Source organism: Pseudomonas poae (assembly GCA_028869255.1).
Lineage (GTDB): Bacteria > Pseudomonadota > Gammaproteobacteria > Pseudomonadales > Pseudomonadaceae > Aquipseudomonas > Aquipseudomonas poae_C.
Genome location: CP110972.1, coordinates 5,478,700 through 5,498,731, shown reverse-complemented (window position 1 = coordinate 5,498,731; position 20,032 = coordinate 5,478,700). Strand labels below are relative to the sequence as shown.

Sequence of the window (20,032 nt, the reverse complement as noted above, 5' to 3'; positions counted from 1 at the left end):
GAGTCATCCATGCCTGTTTCTGCAATTGCCGGCCTGACCCTGCTGGTACTCGGCGAAAGCCACTTGAGCTTCCCGGACCATTTGCTGGACCCGTTGCAAGCCAACCTCACGGCGCAAGGCGCCAAGGTGCACACCATCGGCGCCTGCGGTGCCGGTGCGGCCGACTGGATCGTGCCGAAGAAAGTCGACTGCGGCGCCGAGAACCTGCCCGGCGGCAAGCCCGAAGTGTTCGGCAAGAACGCCATGAGCACCACACCGGTCAAGGACCTGATCGCCAAGGACAAGCCGGACCTCGTGGTGATCATCATCGGCGACACCATGGCCTCCTACCCGGACCCGCAATTCCCGAAAGTCTGGGCCTGGAAGAGTGTGACCTCCCTGACCAAGGCCATCAGCGAAACCGGCACCAAGTGCGTGTGGGTCGGCCCGGCCTGGGGCAAGGTCGGCAGCATGTACAAGAAGGATGACGCGCGCACCAAACTGATGTCGCAATTCCTTGCGACCAACGTCGCGCCGTGCACCTATATCGATTCGCTGACCTTCTCCAAGCCAGGCCAATGGATCACCACCGACGGCCAGCACTTCACCATCGACGGCTACCAGAAGTGGGCCAAGGCCATCGGCGGCGCGCTGTCTGCGTTGCCGGCGGACGCCGTGAAGGGAGCCAAATGATGACGCGCATCACCCTGGGCCTGGCGACCTTGCTTGCCAGTGTCAGCGCCTGGAGCGCCGACATTCCGTTGTACCCCACCGGGCCGGAAAAGGACTCGGCCTTCCTGCGGTTTGCCAATGGCACTGACAGCGAATTGAAACTGGTCGCCGAAGGTTCCAAGGCCAGCCTGGTGCTGGCGGGCGACAAGCTGGTTTCCGATTACCTGCCGGTGTCCGGCGGCAGCGCGCCGATCAAGGGCGTGTTGAGCCAGGGTAGCAACACCGCTGAGTTGGCCGTCACCGTAGCCCCGGGCGAATTTGCCACGGTGGTGGCGGTAGCCGATGCCAAGGGCGGTATTCGCCAGGTGGTGATCCATGAACAACCGGACGACTTCAACGCACTGAAAGCCTCGCTGGCCTTCATCAACGCCGACGCCGCGTGCGCCGACGCCAGCCTGGAAGCCGTTGCGCAAAAGGCCGAGCTGTTCAAAAAGGTCGCCGAAGGTTCCGTGCAGCGCCGCATGATCAACCCGGTGGAGCTGTCGGTACAGCTCAAGTGCGCCGGTGCACCCGTCGGCCAGCCGTTGAGCTTCAGCCTCAAGGCGGGCGAGCGCTACAGCGTGTTGGCTTTGCCATCCGCAACGGGCTCCCGGCTGTTGTTCGCGCCTGATTCGCTCGCTAACTGATCGGGCCCGACACCACCATGGTCTTTGCCTCACTCGAATTCCTCACGCTGTTCCTGCCGGCCTTCCTGTTGATTTACGCCCTGGCTCGTCCGAGCTGGCGCAACGTCATCCTGTTGATCGGCAGCTGGTTGTTCTACGGCTGGTTGAGCCCGTTGTTCCTGTTCCTGCACATGGTCTTGACCGTGGTGGCATGGGTCGGCGGCCTGCTGGTGGACCGCTCCCGTGAGGACGGCAAAGGCCGGGTGCGCCTGTTGATTGCGTTGATCGTGTTCAACACGGCAGTGCTGTGTTGGTACAAGTACGCCAACATCGTCGCGGGCACCGTGAGTGAGGTGATCACCTGGTACGGCGCGATGCCGCTGGACTGGCAGCGCGTGGCCTTGCCGGCCGGCTTGTCGTTTATCGTGCTGCAGGCGATTTCCTACCTGGTGGATGTGCACCGGCATACGGTGCCGGTGGAGCGCAGTTTCATCAACTACGCCACTTACATCTCGATGTTCGGCCACTCGATTGCGGGCCCGATCATCCGTTACGACTGGGTCCGCCGCGAGCTGAACCAGCGTTATTTCAACTGGGCGAATTTTGCCCTGGGCGCGCGGCGCTTCATGATCGGCATGGGCATGAAAGTGCTGGTGGCCGATACCTTGTCGCCGCTGGTGGACATTGCCTTCCACCTGGAAAACCCGAGCCTGGTGGACGCCTGGATCGGTTGCCTGGCGTACTCGCTGCAACTGTTCTTCGACTTCGCCGGCTACAGCGCCATGGCCATCGGCCTGGGCCTGATGCTGGGTTTTCACTTTCCGGAAAACTTCAACCGGCCGTACCTGGCCAGCAGCATCCAGGACTTCTGGCGCCGTTGGCACTTGTCGTTGTCCAGCTGGTTGCGCGACTACCTGTACATCGCCCTCGGCGGTAACCGTGACGGCGTGTGGCGCACCTATCGCAACCTGTTCCTGACCATGGCGATTGCCGGGCTGTGGCACGGCGGCGACAGTTGGAACTATCTGCTGTGGGGTTCGGCCCACGGCGTGGCGTTGTGCGTTGACCGGGCCTGGTCGCGGTCGAGCCTGCCAAGCATTCCGCCGGTGCTGTCGCACATTCTGACGCTGCTGTTTGTATGCCTGGCGTGGACCTTGTTCCGGGCGCCGGACTTCCATTCGGCACTGACCATGTACGCCGGCCAGTTCGGCCTGCACGGCATGGCCCTGGGGGATGCAATGGCTGTGGCCATGCGCCCGGCTCATGGTATGGCGGCCTTGCTGGGCCTGGTGTGCATCATCGCGCCGATCTGGCAGGTGCGTTGCGAGCAGCGTTTCGGCACCCAGCCGTGGTTTGTGGTGGCGGCCTCGCTGTGGCCGGTGGCCGGGTTTGTGTTGTCTTTCGCGCTGATTGCCAGCCGCGACGCCGTACCGTTTCTGTACTTTCAGTTCTGAGGACGCCCGACCATGCCCGCTCCTACCGCGCCGACTCCTCCGAGCGACCTGGCCGTTCGCACCAGCCCCCTGGCGGCCTGGGTGCTGGTGCCCTTCCTGGCGGCGGGGCTGTTGTCCTGCGTCTGGCTGATGGTGAAGGGCCCGATCAGCTATGTGCCGGCCAAAGTCGACAGCGACATGCTGCTGCACGGCGACCTGACCCACCGTTTCGCCAAGGAACTGGCCAAGGCGCCGATGGCGATCCAGGCCGCCAACCTGGAGCGCGGCACCAGCTGGCTGGCGTTCGGCGACACCGGCCCACGCGTGCGCCAGGGTTGCCCGGGCTGGCTGTTTATCAGCGATGAGCTGCGCATCAACCGCCATGCCGAGGCCAATGCCTGGACCAAGGCCCAGGCGGTGATCGACCTGCAAAAACAGCTGGGTCAAAAAGGTATCGAGCTGCAAGTGGTGGTGGTGCCGGACAAGAGCCGCATCGGCGCCGCGCAACGCTGTGGCCTGTACCGCCCGGCGGTGCTCGACAGCCGCATCCAGGACTGGACCGCCGTGTTGCAGGCCGCTGGCGTATCCGCGCTGGACCTGACCGACACGCTCAAACCCCTGGGCGCGCAGGCGTACCTGCGCACGGACACGCATTGGAGTGAAATCGGCTCTAACGCTGGGGCCAAGGCCCTGGCGCAGCGCATCCGGCAGCGCGGTATCCAGGCCACGCCCGAGCAGCCTTTCGAGATTACCCAGGCGCCGCTCGCCGTGCGCCCGGGTGACCTGGTGCGCCTGGCCGGCCTCGACTGGCTGCCGCCAACATTGCAGCCGCCAGGCGAGTCCGTCGCGGCCAGCACCGCCCATGAAACCGGCGGAGCGACCAGCAATGCCGATGACCTGTTCGGCGACGCCGGGCTGCCCAATGTGGCGCTGATCGGCACCTCGTTCTCGCGCAATTCGAACTTTGTAGGTTTCTTGCAGGCCGCCCTGAATGCGCCGGTGGGCAATTTCAGCAAGGACGGTGGTGAGTTTTCCGGCGCGGCCAAAGCCTACTTCGACAGCCCTGCCTTCAAGCAAACGCCACCCAAGTTGTTGATTTGGGAGATTCCTGAGCGAGATCTGCAAACCCCGTACGACTCGATCACGGTTAGCCAGTAATTTGACGATTTGCCGCCTGTCTAAAAAATAGGCGGCAAATTAATCAAAATAATGACACATTGCCTGCTCTGTCACAGAATGCGACAACAACAGACGCCTATAAAAAGACCTGCGGCGAGCCTTCTGCTTGCCGACCCTCTACGTCTTTAAGCTGCGTCGTATGGGAGTTCAGGCCATGAGCTTTACTGATCAGCTTTTCGAGTTATTCGGCAAGAACGTAATGCGCGATGCCCAAGGGCTGAATGCGCGGCTGCACTTTTTCGGCAGCATTCCCGTGGATGACGGCACCCCGTTCCCGCCCCAAACCCCCAGCGCCAACGAACCGTCCGAACCGATGGATGCAGCCGCGCCGCGCCCCAAGGTGGTGGCACTGGTGTCGGTCAATGGGGGAGTGGGTCGCAGCACCCTGGTCACGGCGTTGAGCAGCGGTTTGCAGCGCCATGGCGAATCGGTGGTGGCCGTGGAGCTGGACCCGCAGAACGCCCTGCGGCATCACTTCGGGGTCGACCCGGACGTGCCTGGCATCGGCCGCACCAGCCTGGAGAATGCGCACTGGCGGCAGATCCAGCAGCCCGGGTTCGCCGGTTGCCGGGTGATCACCTTTGGCGACACCGATACCCGGCAGCAGGAAAACCTGCAGCGCTGGCTCCGGCATCAGCCGGATTGGCTGGAGCAGCGCCTGTGCGCCTTGGGCCTGAGCGCACGCCACACGGTGATCATCGACACCCCCGCCGGTAATAACGTGTATTTCCACCAGGCGCTGAGCGTGGCCGATGTGGTGCTGGTGGTCGCCCAGGCCGACGCTGCCTCGCTCGGCACGCTGGACCAACTCGACGTGCTCTTGGCGCCGTACCTTCAGCGTGAGCAGCCACCGCGTGTGCATTTTGTGCTCAACCAATTGGACGAGGGCAATGCCTTCAGCCTGGATATGGCCGAGGCGTTCAAGCAGCGCCTGGGAAGCGCGCCGTATGAGGTGCATTGCGACATGGCCATCAGCGAAGCCCTGGCTTTCGGCACCGACCCGCTGGACAGCCACGCGATGCGGCTGGCGGCGGACGATATCAACGACCTCTGCCGGTTGTTGAAAGCCCCGAAAAGGCTTTCGTAAAGCGCGGTTTATACGCTTAACGCCAGATGCTTATGCACAATCGGTTGGACAGGGGGGCACGTAACAGCCTTTTTGTGGAGCGGTTCTCATCACCTCGCAACTGCTTGTTTTACGTGTGTTTTATTTTATGAACAAAAAATGACCAAGGCGGCTTTCGGCCTGTAACGCCGATGGCTACAGGGTCTGTAAAGAATTCATCAACAGAGTTATCCACAGGCTGTGGTGCGGCATTTTTGCCCTTTAATCGCGCTCGGCAAGCACCATTAAGTTGCGCGGGGTCAATGCAGATTCGCAGAAGCTGCCTACCTCGACCTTGTAGCCGTTTTCAGCCAGAAATAATGCCCGATCCAGTACCAGCCATAACTCCAGCGGGCGCCGAAACAGTCCGCGCAGCAATTCCAGGTTTCTGACCTCGGCCAAACGCCGCCAGCCATGCGCCTCCAGCGCCGACCAATCCTGTTCACCTGTGGACAATCCTTTGCGGCGCGCCAGTTCCCGGCAGTAGTCGGCAAACGGGTGGTCCAGCCAACTGGCAGGCAGGGAAGGCGTGGGCAGGTACTCGTCGCGGCCGCGCAAGTGGCGTTGCAACTGATCAAACCCCAGGCGCCGGGCCATGGACGTGTCCCGTTGCAGGCGCACGCGCTTGCCGGCCGTCACGGTTTCGCTCAACGGCAGGCCGAGGTCCTCCACCGATAATTGCAAGCCCGAGGCCCGGCCTTGGTGCGACAGTGCCTGGTAGGTCTGCGTGTTAATCCGGTTGTAGCAGCAGGGCGCCAGTGCCAGTTGCTTGCAGCCGGCGGCGCTGGCCAGTTGCAGCAGGCGTACGTGCAGGTCGCCGCAGGCGTGCAGGGCCACAGGGGTGTGGTCGGCGCTGATCGCCAGCGCGGCCATCACGTCTTGCAGGCGATGAGTGGCGGGCAGGTGGTGATGGTCGCTCAAGGCCTGGCCGGCAGCGATCAGCGCCGGGTCGTATTCCAGGCAGGTCAGCTGTTGCCCGGTTTGCAGCAGGCGACGTCCGAGGTGGCCCTTGCCGGCGCACCAGTCCAGCCAATGTGTGGCGGTTTGCGCAAATGGCAGCGCGGCGCCGAAGGCTTCGATTTGCTGCCATTTGCGACCGGGCACGTCGACATTCAGGCGCTGGCGAGCGGGTTGCAGTGGGTGCGAGGGTAATTTATCCACAGCACTGAGGCGCAAAGCCTGCGCTGCCAGCTGTGGAAACGGTGCAGGCGCCGGTAGTTCATGGGGATGGTTGTGACTGGTTTCGGCATCGGCCAGCGACCGTTGGCGCAGCCAGTCGGCAAGTTCGCGGTGCTCGGTTTCCCAGGGTAACTGGCGATGCGTAAAGGGCCGTGGTCGCCACAGCCCTTGGTGCTCGATCAGAAACGCATCCAGCGCCGCAAAGCGTGCTTCAACGTCCTTGGCAGGCATCGACGCGCAGCCAGCGTTCCAGCAGTTTGAAGCCGCGTACCAGCATGTAGGCCATCAACAGGTAGAACAGCCCGGCGGCGAAGAAAATTTCAACCGGCAAGTAGGTGCGGGCAATGATGGTGCGCGCCATGCCGGTCAGTTCCAGCAACGTCACGGTGCTGGCCAGTGCGCTGGCCTTGAGCATCAGGATTACTTCGTTGCTGTAGGCAGGCAGGCCGATGCGTGAGGCACGGGGCAGGATGATGTAGAACAGCGTCTTGGGCTTGGACATACCCAGGGCGCGTGCCGCTTCAATCTCACCGGGTGGGATCGCCTGGATCGCACCGCGAAGAATCTCGGCGATATAGGCCGCAGTGTGCAGGGTCATGGTGGCCGTGGCACACCAGAATGGGTCGCGCAGGTACGGCCACATGAAACTCTCACGTATAGCGTCGAACTGCGCCAGGCCGTAATAGACCAGGAACAACTGCACCAGCAGCGGCGTGCCACGGAAGAAGAAAATGTAGGCGTAGGGCAGGGCGCTCACGTACCAGCGGCGCGAGGAGCGGGCGATCCCCAAGGGGATCGCCAGCAGCAGCCCGGCGATCACGGCGATGGCCACCAGCTCTAGGGTCAGGGTCGCGCCCTGTGCCAGTTTGGGCAGCCATTTGATGATCACCGCCCAGTTCAGGCCCAGGTCGAAATGCGCCAGCCAGCTGTAGTCGCCGCTCATTGGGTGCTCCTTGCAAAGCCGCGGGCGGCGCGTTTTTCCAGGAAGTGCATGCCGGTCATGGCCAGGACCGTGAGGCCCAGGTACATGAACGCCGCGACCATAAAGAAGGTGAAGGGCTGCTTGGTCACGGTCACGCCGATCTGAGCATGGCGCATGATTTCTTCAAGGCCGATCACCGACACCAGGGCGGTGTCCTTCATCAGGATCATGAACAGGTTGCCCAGGCCCGGCAGGGCGATGCGCCACATCTGCGGCATGATCAGGCGGGTAAAGATGCGAAACTTCGACAGCCCCAACGCCACACCGGCTTCGCGGTGGCCCTTGGGAATAGCGAGGATCGCGCCACGGAACACTTCCGTGGCATAGGCGCCAAAGCACAGGCCCAGGGCGATCACCCCGGCGGCAAAGGCACTCAGGGAAAGCTCGGGGATACCAAAAAACTCCCCCAGGGCGCGCATCATGTTGACCGTGCCGAAGTAGATCAGCAGCACCCACAGCAGCTCTGGAATACCGCGAACGATGGTCGAGTAAGTGCCGCCCAGCCATTGCAGCGGTTTGTACGGCGAGGTCTTGGCCAAGGCCCCGGCCAGGCCGAGCACCAGCCCCAGGCACAGGGCCGTGAGCGCCAATTTGACGGTCATCAGCGCGCCGGCGGCGAGCGCCGGGCCGAATCCGTAGAGATCAAAATTCATGGTGTTTTCATATCGCGGCAGGCATTGCTGAAAGCCGGCGCGCCCAGGCGAGCGCGTCGGTCAGGCCGTTCAGATCATTCGATGCTGAACGGGAAGTACTTGTCGTTGATCTTCTTGTAGGTGCCGTCTGCCTTGATCTCTGCCAGGGCTTTGTTCAGGCGCTCGCGCAGTGGGTCGCCCTTGCGTACGGCGATACCGATCTTGTCGCTTTCTACAACCGGGTCGCCCTTGAACTCGTAGGCCGAACCGTCTTTGCTCTTGAGCCATTCGTACTGCACATATTTGTCGGCGAGGATCCCGTCCAGGCGGCCGGAAGTCAGGTCGAGGTAGGCGTTTTCCTGGGTGTCGTAGAGCTTGGCCTCGGTTTCCGGCAGCTTGTCTTCCAGATAAGTGCCGGCCAGGGTCGCGCGCTGCGCACCGATGATCTTGCCTTTGAGGTAGGCCGCGTCGGGCTTGAAGTCTTTGGTGGCTTTGGGCGCAATGAACTGCAGCTTGTTGGAGTAGTACGGGTCGGTGAAGTCGACGGCCTGCTTGCGCTCATCGGTGATCGACAGCGAAGAGACCAGGAAGTCGAACTTCTTGGCGTTCAGGGCCGGGATGATGCCGTCCCAGTCAGACACATATACTTCGCACTTCTCGACTTTCATCTTGGCGCACAGGGCGTCGCCGATGTCTTTGTCGAAGCCCACGACGTTGCCGCTGGCGTCTTTATTGTTGAAGGGCGGGTAGGCCGCTTCGATCCCCATTTTCAGGGTTTCTGCCATGGCCGTGGCGCTGAACGCCATCGAGACGGCCGCAGCCAGAAGGAATTTTTTATAGTTCTGCATGCATGTTGCTCCGTTAGCGGTTGCTGGACATGAATTGTTTGCAGCGCGCCGAAAGCGGGTTTTCAAACACCTGCTGTGGCGACCCTTGCTCTTCGACCAGGCCTTGGTGCAGGAACACCACTTCGCTGGAAACCTGTCGGGCGAAGCCCATTTCATGGGTGACCAGCAGCATGGTGCGGCCTTCTTCGGCCAGCGCGCGGATCACATTAAGTACTTCCTGAACCATTTCCGGGTCAAGCGCCGAAGTGGGCTCGTCGAACAGGATGACTTTGGGCTGCATTGCCAGGGTGCGTGCGATGGCTGCTCGTTGCTGCTGGCCGCCGGACAGTTGCGCCGGGTAGGCGTGGCGCTTGTCGCTGATACCGACCTTGGCCAGCAGGGCTTCGGCCACTTCTATCGCCTCGGCCTTGCTCTGTCCGAGCACGCGGCGGGGCGCCTCGATGATGTTGTCGAGGACGCTCATGTGCGGCCACAGGTTAAAGTTTTGAAACACAAAACCGATTTCGCTGCGCAGGCGGTTGATCTGCTTACCGTCGGCGGCAATCAGTTCGCCGTTTTTCGCAGCCTTGAGCTTGAGCTCTTCACCGGCGACCAGGATCTGCCCCTGGTGCGGGTTTTCCAGCAAGTTGATGCAACGCAGAAGCGTGGACTTACCGGAACCGGAGGAGCCCAGGATCGAGATCACGTCGCCGTCGCGAGCGGTCAGCGAGATACCTTTGAGTACCTCCAGCTCACCATAGCGTTTATGCAAGTTGCGGATTTCAAGCGCGGGCGTGGCCTCGGCCATGTGCGGTCCTCATTGTGTTCATTGCGTTCGACGCTGTTGGGCCGCCTTCCTGGCGAGGCGCCAAGCTAGCATAGCGTCCTGATGGCAGCCAACAGCGCGCCCAGCGGTAAACAGGCGGTGTGCGGCAGGGTGTCGCATCGGCGCAGCAGCGTGTCGCGCCATCAACAACCGAACAACCGTTTGATCCCGAAAAGCCGCAGGCTTCGCGTAAAAAAGGGCGCGATGGTGCCAGCTTTGGTCAGGTGTTGGAAGGGTTAACCGGGCAAACGGCGCTTATCAGCCCTTTTATGAGGCGTCACGTACTTTTTGTGTGTGTTTTTGGTGCGCGTATTCGTCTGTAATGTGGGTCGCACGGTAACGCTATAGCGGAATGCCATTGTTCTCAATGACTTGCGATTGCTGGGGGATTGTCCTACAGCCCGCGTCAATCGCGGCTCTGTAACATTTTGGCGCAAATCTTGCGTAAAAAATAAAGAACGCTCTGTTGGTTTCTTTTCACGAGAAAGATCCCAGGCCGGGCCGACCGTTTTCGCAATTCCTCGTAAAGGTGTGTCAATGAGTAGTACGCAAAGCTCCAATGACCTCGAACAGGGGCTCAAACCGCGTCACGTCACCATGCTGTCGATTGCCGGCGTTATCGGTGCCGGTTTGTTTGTCGGCTCCGGCCACGCGATTGCTGCTGCCGGCCCTGCCGTACTGCTGGCGTATGCCGCTGCGGGTACGCTGGTGGTCCTGGTGATGCGCATGCTGGCCGAAATGGCCGTGGCGTCCCCGGACACCGGTTCGTTTTCCACCTACGCCGACCGTGCGATCGGCCACTGGGCCGGTTTCACCATCGGCTGGCTGTACTGGTGGTTCTGGGTGCTGGTGATTCCCCTGGAAGCCAACGCCGCCGCGACCATTCTGCATGCCTGGTTCCCGGATGTGGCGATCTGGGCCTTTACGCTGATCATCACGTTGCTGCTGACTGCGACCAACCTGTTCAGCGTGAAGAACTACGGTGAGTTCGAGTTCTGGTTTGCGCTGATCAAAGTCAGTGGCGATTGTGGGCTTCGTGATCCTCGGCCTGGCGGCGATTTTCGGCTTTCTGCCGACCAGCCAGGTCAGCGGCGTTTCGCACCTGTTCGACACCCAAGGCTTTATGCCCAACGGCATGGGCGCCGTATTGGCGGCGATCCTGACCACCATGTTCTCCTTCATGGGCACCGAGATCGTCACCATCGCGGCCGCTGAATCGAAGAACCCTGGCCAGCAAATCACCAAGGCCACCAACTCGGTGATCTGGCGGATTGGTTTGTTCTACCTGCTGTCGATCTTCATCGTGGTGTCCCTGGTGCCATGGAACGATCCGACCCTGGCGGCGGTAGGTTCCTATCAAACCGTGCTGGAACGCATGGGCATCCCGAATGCCAAGCTGATTGTCGACCTGGTGGTCCTGGTTGCCGTAACCAGCTGCCTGAACTCAGCGCTGTATACCGCCTCGCGCATGCTGTTCTCCCTGGGTCGCCGCGGTGACGCGCCGGCTGTGGCCAAGCGCACCAACAAGAGTGGCACGCCTTACTGGGCGGTGTTGCTGTCGACCGGTGCGGCGTTCCTGGCGGTGTTCGCCAACTATGTAGCGCCAGCGGCGGTGTTCGAGTTCCTGCTGGCCAGCTCCGGCGCCATCGCGTTGCTGGTATACCTGGTGATCGCGGTGTCGCAACTGCGCATGCGCCAGAAACGCACGGCGGCGGGCGAGAAAATTGTCTTCAAAATGTGGCTGTTCCCGGGCCTGACCTACGCGGTGATGGTGTTTATCGTCGGTACGCTGACCATCATGCTGTTCCAGGAAGCGCACCGGGTCGAGATCATCGCGACCGGGGTGCTGAGCTTGCTGGTAGTGGCGGCGGGGTTGTTTGTGTCGAGCCGTCGCAAGGCGCAGAAGGTAGGCGCTGCAGTACTCAATTGATGTGATGCGGTTGCTGGAACGCAGCTAAAACCATGTGGGAGCGGGCTTGCTCGCGAAAGCGACGTGTCAGTCAAAGTAAATATTGACTGTTCCACCGCTTTCGCGAGCAAGCCCGCTCCCACATTTGGTTTTGTATCAGTCCTGGGAGTTGACCAGTGCCTGAGACGCGGCGACGTAATCCGCCTGGAACTCCGGCGACTCGATCCACGCCAGTGCGGCCGCTTCATCGTCACTGTCCGTGGCCCACTGCCGATATTCGATCAGTGCCGCCAGGATAAAGTCGGTGGCTTCCTCTTCGCCTTCCTGCTCGAGCACCAACGCCAACAGCGGGTGCGCCAGGAACACCGCGCACAGCGCTTGCTGGCTGGTCTCACCGGCCGTACGCATCTCGACGAACAGCTCGGTCAAGTCCACCGACTCAAGGTCAATGCGGCTGTCATCGCCGGCGAACGCATCCGGCTTGGCGGCGGCGGTGCGTTGGGTGCGGTTCTGCTTGGCTTTGGCCTTTGCCCGGTGGGCACGTTTTTGCTGCTTGTTCGGCGAGGCCATGGGCTCACGTCCTTGGGTCAGGATCTGGGTGGGGTATTGAAGCGCAGGTTGGGGGAAATCCCAAGGATATCCGCAGTTAATTGGCCGTTTTGCAGCCATACCAATGCAATCGGCCACAATCGATCCTGAAACTCGCTACGAAAAAAAGCGAAATGGCCGACCTTTTTCTCGCCGATATCTTCAGGTGCAATCCGCACATGGGTGCGCTCGCAGCCGTCGAAGTAACCCAGCAAGCGTTCAACGGCCGCCACGGTGCCGAACGGGTCATCGGTGATGCTGATCGCCAGCATCTGGGCTTTCACACGGCTGAAAGGCAAGCCTTTCAGGGCCCGGCCGCTGGGGCGCGTCTCATAGCGGGGTGTTGGTGTGCTCCAGTCGCGCACCACGCCTGCCGGCGTATCTTCAAGCCAGCCCAGGCGCTTGCCGGGGAAATACCCGCACATTGCCGTCACCAGCGGCATTACCACATGCCACTTGGCAAACATCCGCCAGCGCCCGCTCGCCTGGTAATCACGCCAGTAGGCGAACTGTGCGCCCACCGTCACGATCCGCCGGATCACCGCGCCCGATGCGCCGAGCCCGGCCGCGCAGCCGCCGAAACTGTGACCGACCACATCAATCGGCTGGCCCGGAAATTCCCGCTGTGCGCGCCGCACAATCGCCTCGAAATCCAGCACGCCCCAATCCGACCAAGAAGCGTTGAAGCCTCGCAACGATCCGCTGCGCGACTCGCCGATGCCGCGATAGTCGTAGGTGATCACGTCCAAACCGTTGGCGAACAGGTAGTCGGCGAAGCGTGAGTAATGGCGGCAGCGCACGGAGGTGGCGGCGTTGATGATCACCACCGGGCGTTCGAGGTCGGTGCGCAGGTGGCGCCAGGTGAAGCCACCGAGGGGGTAGCTGTCGCAAGCGAACTCGCGGAATGCTTCGGGGGCGGTGCGTGATGGCAGGTTCATGGGTGGGCTCGGTCCTTGCGCTTTTTGCTGGGCTTCGCAGGGCCCTGGCGCTTTTTATAAGCAGCCGAAATTAACAAATTTGGCGTGCCATAGGCGTCAAGATTTTCACGGCGCTCGACCTTGTCCATCTGGATGCTTAGGCTGGCGATCTTTCGATCAGCCTGGGCCGGCCCATGACCCGCGACACGCTTGAACACAACCAGATCCCGATCTACTTCGTCGCCGTGCTGCTGGCCGCCGCCTTTGGCCTGCTCGCGCCATCGCCGGCGCATGGCCTCGGTATGCTGTTAACGCCGGCCATCGCGGTGTTGATGTACGCCATGTTCCTGCAAATCCCGTTTCTGGACCTGCGCCAAGGCTTGAGCAATACGCGTTTCCTGTCGGCGTTGCTGCTGGCCAATTTTATCCTGCTGCCCTTACTGGTGTGGGCCTTGACCCGCGGCCTGGTTGAGCGCCCGGCTTTGCTGGTGGGGGCGTTGCTGGTGTTGCTGACGCCGTGTATCGACTACGTGGTGGTGTTTACGCACATCGGCAAAGGCGACTCGCGATTGATGCTGGCAGCGACGCCGGTACTGCTGTTGCTGCAGCTTGCGCTGTTGCCGATGTACCTGGGGCTGATGCTGGGGGCGCAGTCCGAGGTGGTGGTGGCGGCGGGGCCGTTTGTCGAGGCGTTCGTGGTGTTGATTGTGCTGCCGATGGTCCTGGCGGTGCTGACGACCTCCCTGGCGCGGCGATCCAGGGTGATCAGTGCCTGGAACGACGCCTGGGCCTGGTTACCCGTACCGGCGATGGCGCTGGTGCTGTTTGGGGTGATCGGTTCGCAGATTACCTCGGTGGTGCGCGATATCCACCTGCTGCTGCCGGTGTTGGCGGTGTATATCGGCTTCCTGTTGCTGGCCCCGCTGATTGGCGCACTGGCCTCGCGGCTGTTCGCGTTGCCGGCGGTAACGGCGCGGGCGGTGACGTTCAGCGCGTCGACGCGTAATTCACTGGTGGTTCTGCCCCTGGCGCTGGCTTTGCCTGAAGACGTGCGGGGGCTGGCCGCAACGGCGGTGATCCTGCAAACCCTGGTCGAGCTGGTGGGGGAATTGATCTACATCCGCCTGATCCCGAGGTGGGTGTGGCCCGCAGGTCGGTAAGCGGCGCAATGTTCAGGTTTGTTCAGGCGTTATTCAGGGATGTGTTCGGCACCATGGGCCGGCGCTCCCCACCTGACAGGTCTACCGATGGATCATCGCAACCGTTTTCGCCTGGAGTCCCTGGGCATTTTTCTGTTTGCCCTGCTGTTGTTCACTTTGGGCATCTGGGATCAGCAGCCCCAAGGGTTTGATGGACGCTGGGCGCTGTTCCTGCAGGAAATGTTTCGCCATGGCGCGAGTCTTTTTCCTACCACCTATGGGAAGCCTTACGCCGACTACCCTGGCACGGCGACGTTCTTCAGTTTTGTAGTTGCGCGGTTATTCGGCGCGCCCAACCACTTGGCGAATATCCTGCCGACGGCGCTGGCGTCTGCCGGGGTGGTCGCTCTGATTTACCGGCTGCTGGTGCCCTATGCTCGCCATTGGGCGCTGCTGACCGTGTTGCTCACCTTGCTCACCACCCAGTTACTCGAAAAATCGCGCTCGGTGTGCCTGGATCAGATGGTGGCGCTGCTTTGCGTAGGCAGTTTCTACCTGCTGCACAGTGGGGAGCGCCTGGGCTCGCGGCTGCGGCAGCTGGCGGTGTTCCCGTTGTTTATCCTGGGCTTTGCGATTCGCGGGCCGCTGGGGTTGATCGAAGTCTGCGGCGTGGTGTGTGTGTATTGGGCGCTGGGGCGCCCGGGCGAGCGCGTCAGGCAGGTGTTGATTCATGGCGCGGTCGGCCTGGTGCTCCTGGCCGCCTGTTGGTGGCTGCTGGTGAAGCTGGCGCGTATCAGTGGCGGCGATGCGTTTGCCGATGAGGTGTTCAAGATGCAAGTGGGCGGGCGTCTCGATGAAACCGGCGAGCCGTTCTATTTCTATTTTCAGTTGAGTTTGTACCGCTACTTTCCTGTGGTGCCCTTGGCGTTGGCCACATTGGTTGCGCTGCGTCATCGGCGGTTTGAGCGGTTCGACGACACTGTGCAATTGGTGATGCGGCTTGGTGCCTGCGGCTTGATGATCCTGCTCGGGTTGTCGGTGCCGCACTTCAAGCGCGCCTATTACATCCTGCCCATGGTGCCGATGTTTGCCGCTGTCGCCGCCTATGGGCTGCTCCAGGCGCAAGGTTGGCTGGTTGGCGTGCGCCGCTGCTATGAGTGGCTTGTCGCGGCGCTGCCGGGGTTATGCGTGGTTGTAGTCTTTGTCTGTCGGCATGGGTGGCAGAAGCACGGTTACTGGCCCAGCGTTTCGTTGCCGCTGTTGATTGGCGTGCTGGTGATCCTGCAGTTGGCGGCGTTGCTGGCTTGGCGCCGGGCGGGGCGGCTGGTGTGGCTCAGCCTGTTCGCACTGGCGGCGCAGTGGCTGGTGCTGGTAACGGTCGTGGAGCCCGCCAAGGACTTGCAGTTCGACACCCGCCGGTTTGTCAGCCAAGTGGAGGCACTGCGCGTGTCGCAGCCTGGGCCGCTGGTGTTTGTGAACCTTGGTAGAGACACCTGGGCGGTGCGCTACATGATGAACCTGGAGCACGATGAGCAGCCATTGTTTGTCGGCACAGGCGACATTCAACGGTTGGGCGCGCTGCCCCGGCCGTCATGGGTCATCGTCTCGCGCAAGGAAACCGCGCTGCTCAAGGGAACGCCCCTGGAGCATCTGGCTCCAAGCTTTGAAGGGCGATTGAATGACAACCCGTTGATGGTGTTTTTACTGAAATAAATCAGCAGCTTGCTGTATGTTCGCCGGCTGAGTGACCGGCCGGTCACGTGATTGCGCCGTTGTTAGTAAGTGCCGTACTGGAAGCAATATGGATATGACGAAAAAGGACTTTAAGCGGCTCGGCTGTGGCCACGTGATAGAGCGCTCTCGATTTGGCTGGCTGAGCATCTGCTTCGATGGCGGTTGCAGCTACCCCGCGATGATCAATGTGTTGCGAGCGGTGTTTAAGCGCTACGGGCGCCTGGTGCGCTTTGGCGAGCAACTGTCGGCGCAGGGCTGGCTTGATCGGGTGGAGGCGCGGGGGTTTCAGATCTCCGATCAGGAGCGGGTGGCGGTGATTACGTTGATGTGGGATCGGGGGTGATCGGTCTGGTGAGGCGACGCTGAGTCGCCTCAGCCAGGACATCTAAATCCCAGACAACAAAAAACCCGCACTAGGCGGGTTTTTTGTGTGTTTCAGATGATGCTGGCACCACCTGAAACTAATTAGTGGTGCCCAGAGACGGAATCGAACCGCCGACACGGGGATTTTCAATCCCCTGCTCTACCGACTGAGCTATCTGGGCAACGGGGCGCATTAAACGGGTTTTTCAGGGGGTCGTCAAGCAAGTTTTCAAAAAATATTTAATTATTACCGTCGCTTACGTGCCGACCCCGGTTTTTGATCAATTATTGAGCAGGCGGCACGTAGCCGTCGGCCTTGGCGTATTCCTCGCCGGAAAAGAACTTGTCCATTTCGCCCGCGAGGTATTTGCGGTCTTCGCCGTTCATCATGTTCAGGCGTTTTTCGTTGATCAGCAGGGTCTGGTGTTTCAGCCAGTCGCCCCAGGCCTGGGCCGAGATGTGTTCGAAAATATCCTGGCCCTTGGCGCCCGGATACGGAGGGCGTTCCAGGCCTGGCAATTGTTCTTTGTACTTGCGGCACATTACGGTGCGGGTCATGACGACACTCCTGCATTCAATACGTCGGCCGCGCGCTTCAGCAGTTTCTTGACCGGGGCGGCAAGGCCCAGGCGCGGCGGGGTGGCGAGGTTATACCAGAGCCAGTCGGCCTCGGCCACGTGATGGGCGGATTCCTCGACCTGGACCAGCCACGGTTCGATGGCCAGTTGGAAGTGGCTGAAGGTGTGGGTCAGCCCCGGCAGTGCCTGTTGTTTGCCCAGTGCCAGCGCGTGTTGGTGGGCGAGGTGTTCCAGGTCGGTGAGGTCGTCCAGCTCCGGCAGGCTCCACAAACCGCCCCACAGGCCGGTGGACGGGCGACGGTAAAGCAGAATCGCGCCCTCGGCATTCGCCAGCAGCGGCATCAGCGTGCGCTTCTGCGGGATGGTCTTGCGCGGCTTGGGGATCGGGTAGCGCGTCTCCAGGCCGAGCATATGGGCTTCGCAGCCTTTTTCCAGCGGGCACAGCAGGCAGCTGGGTTTGCTGCGGGTGCAGAGGGTGGCGCCCATGTCCATCATCGCCTGGGTGTAGGCGTTGACGCGATCGTGTGGCGTAAAGCGCTCTGCGGTCGCCCACAGCTGTTTGGCGACCTTGGGTTCGCCTGGGTAGCCCTCTTGCGCGGTAAAACGTGCCAGTACGCGTTTGACGTTGCCGTCGAGGATCGGTGCGCGCAGGCCCATGCTCAGGCTGGCAATCGCACCGGCAGTGGACAGGCCGATGCCGGGCAGTTCGGTGAGCTTTTCGACATCCTTGGGAAACTCGCCACCGTACTCGGCCACGACGATTTTCGCGGTCTTTTGCAGGTTGCGTGCGCGGGTGTAGTAACCCAGGCCGGTCCACAGGTGCAGCACCTCGTCTTCCGGCGCGGCCGCCAGGGCTTCGACCGTCGGCAGGGAGGCCATGAAACGGTCGAAGTAATTGAGCACCGTGCTCACCTGGGTCTGCTGCAGCATGATCTCCGATACCCACACCCGATAAGGCGTGATGCCCTGTTGCCAGGGCAGGTCATGGCGACCGTGGCGGTCGTACCAGTCCAGCACCGCTTCTGAAAACTGCTCGTTTCTCATCGTTTAAACAGGCCCTTCAGAGCGTCTTTCAACTGCGGGTTAACCTTGTCGAGTTTTTCTTCCAGCTTCTCGCTGAGCTTGTTGCCGGCCGCCTTGATCGCGACCTGGCTCAAGCCATCTTTGTCCAGGCGGCAGGCCTTGGCGCCCAGTTCCAGCGGGCCACGGCAACGCAGCGGCACTTCGATGTTCTGGAAGTTGGCGCCGACCTGGCAGGCCGGGTCCGGCGTATCGCGCTGGTCGCCTTCGACGATGATGCCCACGCGGTAATCCATGCCCAGCACGCGCAGGTCGATATCCCCGTTGCCGTTGACCGTGAGGCCCGGGATTCGCACTTTCAGGTCAGGGTTGCTGGCCACGCCGTTACGCAGGGTAAGGTTGCCGCGCAGTTCCTGGAACGGCGTGTCCTTGCCGGGTGGCGTACTGCTCAACGTCTTGCGGTTGAGCAGGGCGATGCCGGTGCACAGTTGCTGTTCAAGGTTGGCGTTAAGCAGCACGCCGTTGTTGATCACGAAACTGGCCGTGCCGTTGAGGCTGTCGATCAGTGCCTTTTGGCTGTTGCCACGCCCGCTGAGATTGCTGTCGAGGGTGATCTGGCCTTTCACCGGCGGGGTTTGCCCCTGGGCTTGCAGGATGCGTTCGACCGGCACTTGCTTGATATGGCTTTGCAGCGCCAATACCGGAATGTCCTGGCGCACATCGAGGCTGCCGTTGGCCTGGAACGTGCCGTTGTAGAGGCCGCCGCTGAGGGTGTCGAGCTTGAGCTGGCCGTCGACGCCGGACGCTTTCAGCGCGGCGTTCTGGATCGGCAGTTTGCTCAGGGTCAACTGGCCGAAGGCGAGGTCGGCATTGACGTCGAGCGTACGCAGGCGAGCCAGAGGCAGCAGCTTGTCGGTGCTCCATGCGCCTTTGGTCGGTGCGTCCGGCAGTGGTGTAGTACCGCCGGCGGCCATGGCGCCGGCTTCGCTGTTCTGCACTTCGGCCTGGCGTGCGGCGGCCGCACCTTTGGCGGATTCGGACTTGGCCGGCAGGTAGTTGTCGGCGTTGAAGGTGTCGCCCTTCAACTGCACGCGCAAGGATTGCCTGGCGAAATCATCCACCGCGACGCGACCGGTGAAGGTGCTGCCATCGAGCTTCAGGTTCAGGTCTTCCAGCGCCAGGCTGGTCGGCGTGCCCTTGAGGCGGCTGACCAGTTCGACTTTGCTCAGGCTACCCTCGGCCATCGGCGGCAACGGGTGACCCACGCTGTCGAGGAACTTGGCCAGGTCAAACTGGGCGATGGACAGGGCGCCGCTGAGTTGCGGGGTCTTGTCCAGGCCGTTGACCTTCAGCTCGCCCAGGGCGCGCAGCAGGTTGGCCGACAGCTTCATGTTGGTCCATTCGGCGATATTGGCCGCCTGGTCCACCAGCAGTTGGCCCTGGGTGGAGAAGGTCACAGTCTTGCCTTGCAGCGGCTCGCCTGTGGCTTCACCGGTGACCTTCATGTCTTCGAACTGGTAGCGCTTGAGGGCGCGTTGAATGCGCAGGTTGCCGTTGAGCTCGGTCTTGACGCGCATCACCGGCTGGTTGCTGCCGAAAAATGCGGTGAGCTTCACCGGAATACTGGCGCCTTCGTGCACGGCGCCGGCGCTCAGCTGGATGCTTTCGGCGCTGAATTGCTTGCCGGTCAGTTCGTCGTTGTATTCAACGCGGGCGTTGTTGACGGTCAGGCTGTCGATGTCCAGGCGGATCGGTTTTGACGGCTTTTCCGGTTCCTGTGCCTCAGGCTGTTCTACCGGAGCAGGGGTGCCGGTGGTGGTCGCCACGGTGACGTTCTTGCCGATGTCTTCCCAGTTGCCGTGGCCTTGTTTGTCGCGGTTCAGGCGCAGGTTGAGGCCCTCGACACGCACGTCGCTCATCTGCACTTCACGGCGCAGCAGCGGCAGCACGCGTACCGACAGGCCGAGCATCTGCAGGTCGGCGAACGGCTGGGTCGGGTTGGTCAACGTTGCGACGCTGGCTTCGTGCAATTCAAGGCCCAGCCAGGGGAACAGGCTCCAGCCGATATCGCCATTGAGCGTCAGCTCGATGTGGGCCTTGTCGCGGGCTATCTGGCGAATCTCGTCTTTATAGTCGTTGGGATCGAAGAGGTGGGTCAGGGCAAAACCCAGAGCCACAATGATCAGCAACAGCCCGAGAAGTACCAGACCCAGGATTTTGCCGAACGCTTTCATGGGCGAGTCCTTGTATGTCGATTTCAAAATTTAGCCGCAGAGTATAACGCCCGACGGCCCACGTCAGTTCG

General features: G+C 61.7%; 18 protein-coding genes, 1 tRNA gene and 1 pseudogene. 9 read left to right on the top strand and 11 right to left on the bottom strand.

Going from position 1 to position 20,032, the window contains the following annotated elements; translation table 11 throughout:
* The first annotated feature begins 9 nt into the window (after positions 1-9).
* The 5 genes from LRS56_24960 (at position 10) to bcsQ (ending at position 5,015) form a co-directional block, all read left to right on the top strand.
* The gene (locus tag LRS56_24960; protein ID WDU61991.1) at positions 10-672 is read left to right on the top strand and encodes an SGNH/GDSL hydrolase family protein; all 663 of its coding nucleotides are present in this window, start codon (positions 10-12) and stop codon (positions 670-672) included.
* Entirely contained in the window at positions 672-1,337 is a 666-nt protein-coding gene (locus tag LRS56_24955) for an alginate O-acetyltransferase AlgF (GenBank protein WDU61990.1), read from the top strand. Before LRS56_24960 ends, LRS56_24955 begins: the two co-directional genes overlap by 1 nt.
* A 17-nt stretch (positions 1,338-1,354) precedes the next feature.
* Entirely contained in the window at positions 1,355-2,770 is a 1,416-nt protein-coding gene (locus LRS56_24950; protein ID WDU61989.1) for an MBOAT family protein, read from the top strand.
* A gap of 12 nt (positions 2,771-2,782) precedes the next feature.
* Positions 2,783-3,907, top strand: coding sequence for a cell division protein FtsQ (locus tag LRS56_24945; protein WDU61988.1), 1,125 nt, complete (start codon positions 2,783-2,785; stop codon positions 3,905-3,907).
* A 175-nt stretch (positions 3,908-4,082) separates the two neighbouring features.
* Entirely contained in the window at positions 4,083-5,015 is a 933-nt protein-coding gene (bcsQ, locus tag LRS56_24940) for a cellulose biosynthesis protein BcsQ (protein WDU61987.1), read from the top strand.
* Between the two features lie 240 nt (positions 5,016-5,255).
* On the opposite strand, the gene LRS56_24935 is transcribed toward bcsQ, so the two are convergent.
* The 5 genes from LRS56_24935 to LRS56_24915 form a co-directional block, all read right to left on the bottom strand.
* Complete coding sequence (locus tag LRS56_24935; protein WDU61986.1) at positions 5,256-6,443, bottom strand: methyltransferase; 1,188 nt, start codon at positions 6,441-6,443, stop codon at positions 5,256-5,258.
* A complete protein-coding gene (locus LRS56_24930; GenBank protein ID WDU65811.1) occupies positions 6,424-7,113 on the bottom strand; it encodes an ABC transporter permease in 690 nt (229 codons plus the stop codon). Before LRS56_24930 ends, LRS56_24935 begins: the two co-directional genes overlap by 20 nt.
* Before the next feature lie 38 nt (positions 7,114-7,151).
* Positions 7,152-7,847: an ABC transporter permease gene (locus LRS56_24925; protein ID WDU61985.1), complete on the bottom strand. Its 696-nt coding sequence runs from the start codon at positions 7,845-7,847 to the stop codon at positions 7,152-7,154.
* A gap of 74 nt (positions 7,848-7,921) precedes the next feature.
* Complete coding sequence (locus LRS56_24920; GenBank protein ID WDU61984.1) at positions 7,922-8,674, bottom strand: ABC transporter substrate-binding protein; 753 nt, start codon at positions 8,672-8,674, stop codon at positions 7,922-7,924.
* Positions 8,675-8,687: 13 nt separating this feature from the next.
* On the bottom strand, positions 8,688-9,461 hold the full coding sequence (locus LRS56_24915; GenBank protein WDU61983.1) for an ABC transporter ATP-binding protein: 774 nt from the start codon (positions 9,459-9,461) through the stop codon (positions 8,688-8,690).
* Positions 9,462-10,016: 555 nt separating this feature from the next.
* Between LRS56_24915 and gabP the strand changes: the two are divergent.
* A pseudogene (gene gabP / locus LRS56_24910) lies at positions 10,017-11,409 on the top strand (GABA permease).
* Between the two features lie 135 nt (positions 11,410-11,544).
* On the opposite strand, the gene LRS56_24905 reads toward gabP, so the two are convergent.
* Both LRS56_24905 and LRS56_24900 read right to left on the bottom strand, forming a co-directional pair.
* Positions 11,545-11,958: a hypothetical protein gene (locus LRS56_24905; GenBank protein WDU61982.1), complete on the bottom strand. Its 414-nt coding sequence runs from the start codon at positions 11,956-11,958 to the stop codon at positions 11,545-11,547.
* A 17-nt stretch (positions 11,959-11,975) separates the two neighbouring features.
* Positions 11,976-12,914 (bottom strand): alpha/beta fold hydrolase, encoded by a 939-nt coding sequence (locus tag LRS56_24900; GenBank protein WDU61981.1) that lies wholly within the window; start codon positions 12,912-12,914, stop codon positions 11,976-11,978.
* A gap of 173 nt (positions 12,915-13,087) precedes the next feature.
* Here LRS56_24900 and LRS56_24895 point away from each other — a divergent pair, with 173 nt between their 5' ends.
* The 3 genes from LRS56_24895 to LRS56_24885 all read left to right on the top strand — a co-directional run bounded on the left by LRS56_24895 (position 13,088) and on the right by LRS56_24885 (position 16,109).
* Entirely contained in the window at positions 13,088-14,053 is a 966-nt protein-coding gene (locus tag LRS56_24895; protein ID WDU61980.1) for an arsenic resistance protein, read from the top strand.
* Between the two features lie 87 nt (positions 14,054-14,140).
* Positions 14,141-15,745, top strand: a complete 1,605-nt coding sequence (locus LRS56_24890) for a hypothetical protein (protein WDU61979.1) — start codon at positions 14,141-14,143, stop codon at positions 15,743-15,745.
* A gap of 94 nt (positions 15,746-15,839) precedes the next feature.
* On the top strand, positions 15,840-16,109 hold the full coding sequence (locus tag LRS56_24885) for a hypothetical protein (GenBank protein WDU61978.1): 270 nt from the start codon (positions 15,840-15,842) through the stop codon (positions 16,107-16,109).
* Between the two features lie 126 nt (positions 16,110-16,235).
* Here the strand turns inward: LRS56_24885 and LRS56_24880 are convergent.
* The 4 genes from LRS56_24880 to LRS56_24865 all read right to left on the bottom strand — a co-directional run bounded on the left by LRS56_24880 (position 16,236) and on the right by LRS56_24865 (position 19,961).
* Positions 16,236-16,311 (bottom strand) — tRNA-Phe (locus tag LRS56_24880).
* A gap of 103 nt (positions 16,312-16,414) precedes the next feature.
* Positions 16,415-16,687: an oxidative damage protection protein gene (locus LRS56_24875; GenBank protein ID WDU61977.1), complete on the bottom strand. Its 273-nt coding sequence runs from the start codon at positions 16,685-16,687 to the stop codon at positions 16,415-16,417.
* A complete protein-coding gene (gene mutY, locus LRS56_24870) occupies positions 16,684-17,751 on the bottom strand; it encodes an A/G-specific adenine glycosylase (GenBank protein ID WDU61976.1) in 1,068 nt (355 codons plus the stop codon). The genes LRS56_24875 and mutY overlap by 4 nt, the downstream gene beginning before the upstream one ends.
* On the bottom strand, positions 17,748-19,961 hold the full coding sequence (locus LRS56_24865) for an AsmA family protein (GenBank protein WDU61975.1): 2,214 nt from the start codon (positions 19,959-19,961) through the stop codon (positions 17,748-17,750). Before LRS56_24865 ends, mutY begins: the two co-directional genes overlap by 4 nt.
* Between the last annotated feature and the right edge of the window lie 71 nt (positions 19,962-20,032).

Excerpts from the sequence above, each read along its gene's own strand:
- LRS56_24950 (WDU61989.1), top strand. The coding sequence starts at position 1,355 with ATGGTCTTTGCCTCACTCGAATTCCTCACGCTGTTCCTGCCGGCCTTC.
- LRS56_24865 (WDU61975.1), bottom strand. The coding sequence starts at position 19,961 with ATGAAAGCGTTCGGCAAAATCCTGGGTCTGGTACTTCTCGGGCTGTTG.
- LRS56_24885 (WDU61978.1), top strand. The coding sequence starts at position 15,840 with ATGACGAAAAAGGACTTTAAGCGGCTCGGCTGTGGCCACGTGATAGAG.
- LRS56_24920 (WDU61984.1), bottom strand. The coding sequence starts at position 8,674 with ATGCAGAACTATAAAAAATTCCTTCTGGCTGCGGCCGTCTCGATGGCG.
- LRS56_24905 (WDU61982.1), bottom strand. The coding sequence starts at position 11,958 with ATGGCCTCGCCGAACAAGCAGCAAAAACGTGCCCACCGGGCAAAGGCC.
- LRS56_24915 (WDU61983.1), bottom strand. The coding sequence starts at position 9,461 with ATGGCCGAGGCCACGCCCGCGCTTGAAATCCGCAACTTGCATAAACGC.
- LRS56_24890 (WDU61979.1), top strand. The coding sequence starts at position 14,141 with ATGGATCATCGCAACCGTTTTCGCCTGGAGTCCCTGGGCATTTTTCTG.
- LRS56_24935 (WDU61986.1), bottom strand. The coding sequence starts at position 6,443 with ATGCCTGCCAAGGACGTTGAAGCACGCTTTGCGGCGCTGGATGCGTTT.
- bcsQ (WDU61987.1), top strand. The coding sequence starts at position 4,083 with ATGAGCTTTACTGATCAGCTTTTCGAGTTATTCGGCAAGAACGTAATG.
- LRS56_24895 (WDU61980.1), top strand. The coding sequence starts at position 13,088 with ATGACCCGCGACACGCTTGAACACAACCAGATCCCGATCTACTTCGTC.
- mutY (WDU61976.1), bottom strand. The coding sequence starts at position 17,751 with ATGAGAAACGAGCAGTTTTCAGAAGCGGTGCTGGACTGGTACGACCGC.
- LRS56_24945 (WDU61988.1), top strand. The coding sequence starts at position 2,783 with ATGCCCGCTCCTACCGCGCCGACTCCTCCGAGCGACCTGGCCGTTCGC.
- LRS56_24925 (WDU61985.1), bottom strand. The coding sequence starts at position 7,847 with ATGAATTTTGATCTCTACGGATTCGGCCCGGCGCTCGCCGCCGGCGCG.
- LRS56_24875 (WDU61977.1), bottom strand. The coding sequence starts at position 16,687 with ATGACCCGCACCGTAATGTGCCGCAAGTACAAAGAACAATTGCCAGGC.
- LRS56_24955 (WDU61990.1), top strand. The coding sequence starts at position 672 with ATGACGCGCATCACCCTGGGCCTGGCGACCTTGCTTGCCAGTGTCAGC.
- LRS56_24900 (WDU61981.1), bottom strand. The coding sequence starts at position 12,914 with ATGAACCTGCCATCACGCACCGCCCCCGAAGCATTCCGCGAGTTCGCT.
- LRS56_24960 (WDU61991.1), top strand. The coding sequence starts at position 10 with ATGCCTGTTTCTGCAATTGCCGGCCTGACCCTGCTGGTACTCGGCGAA.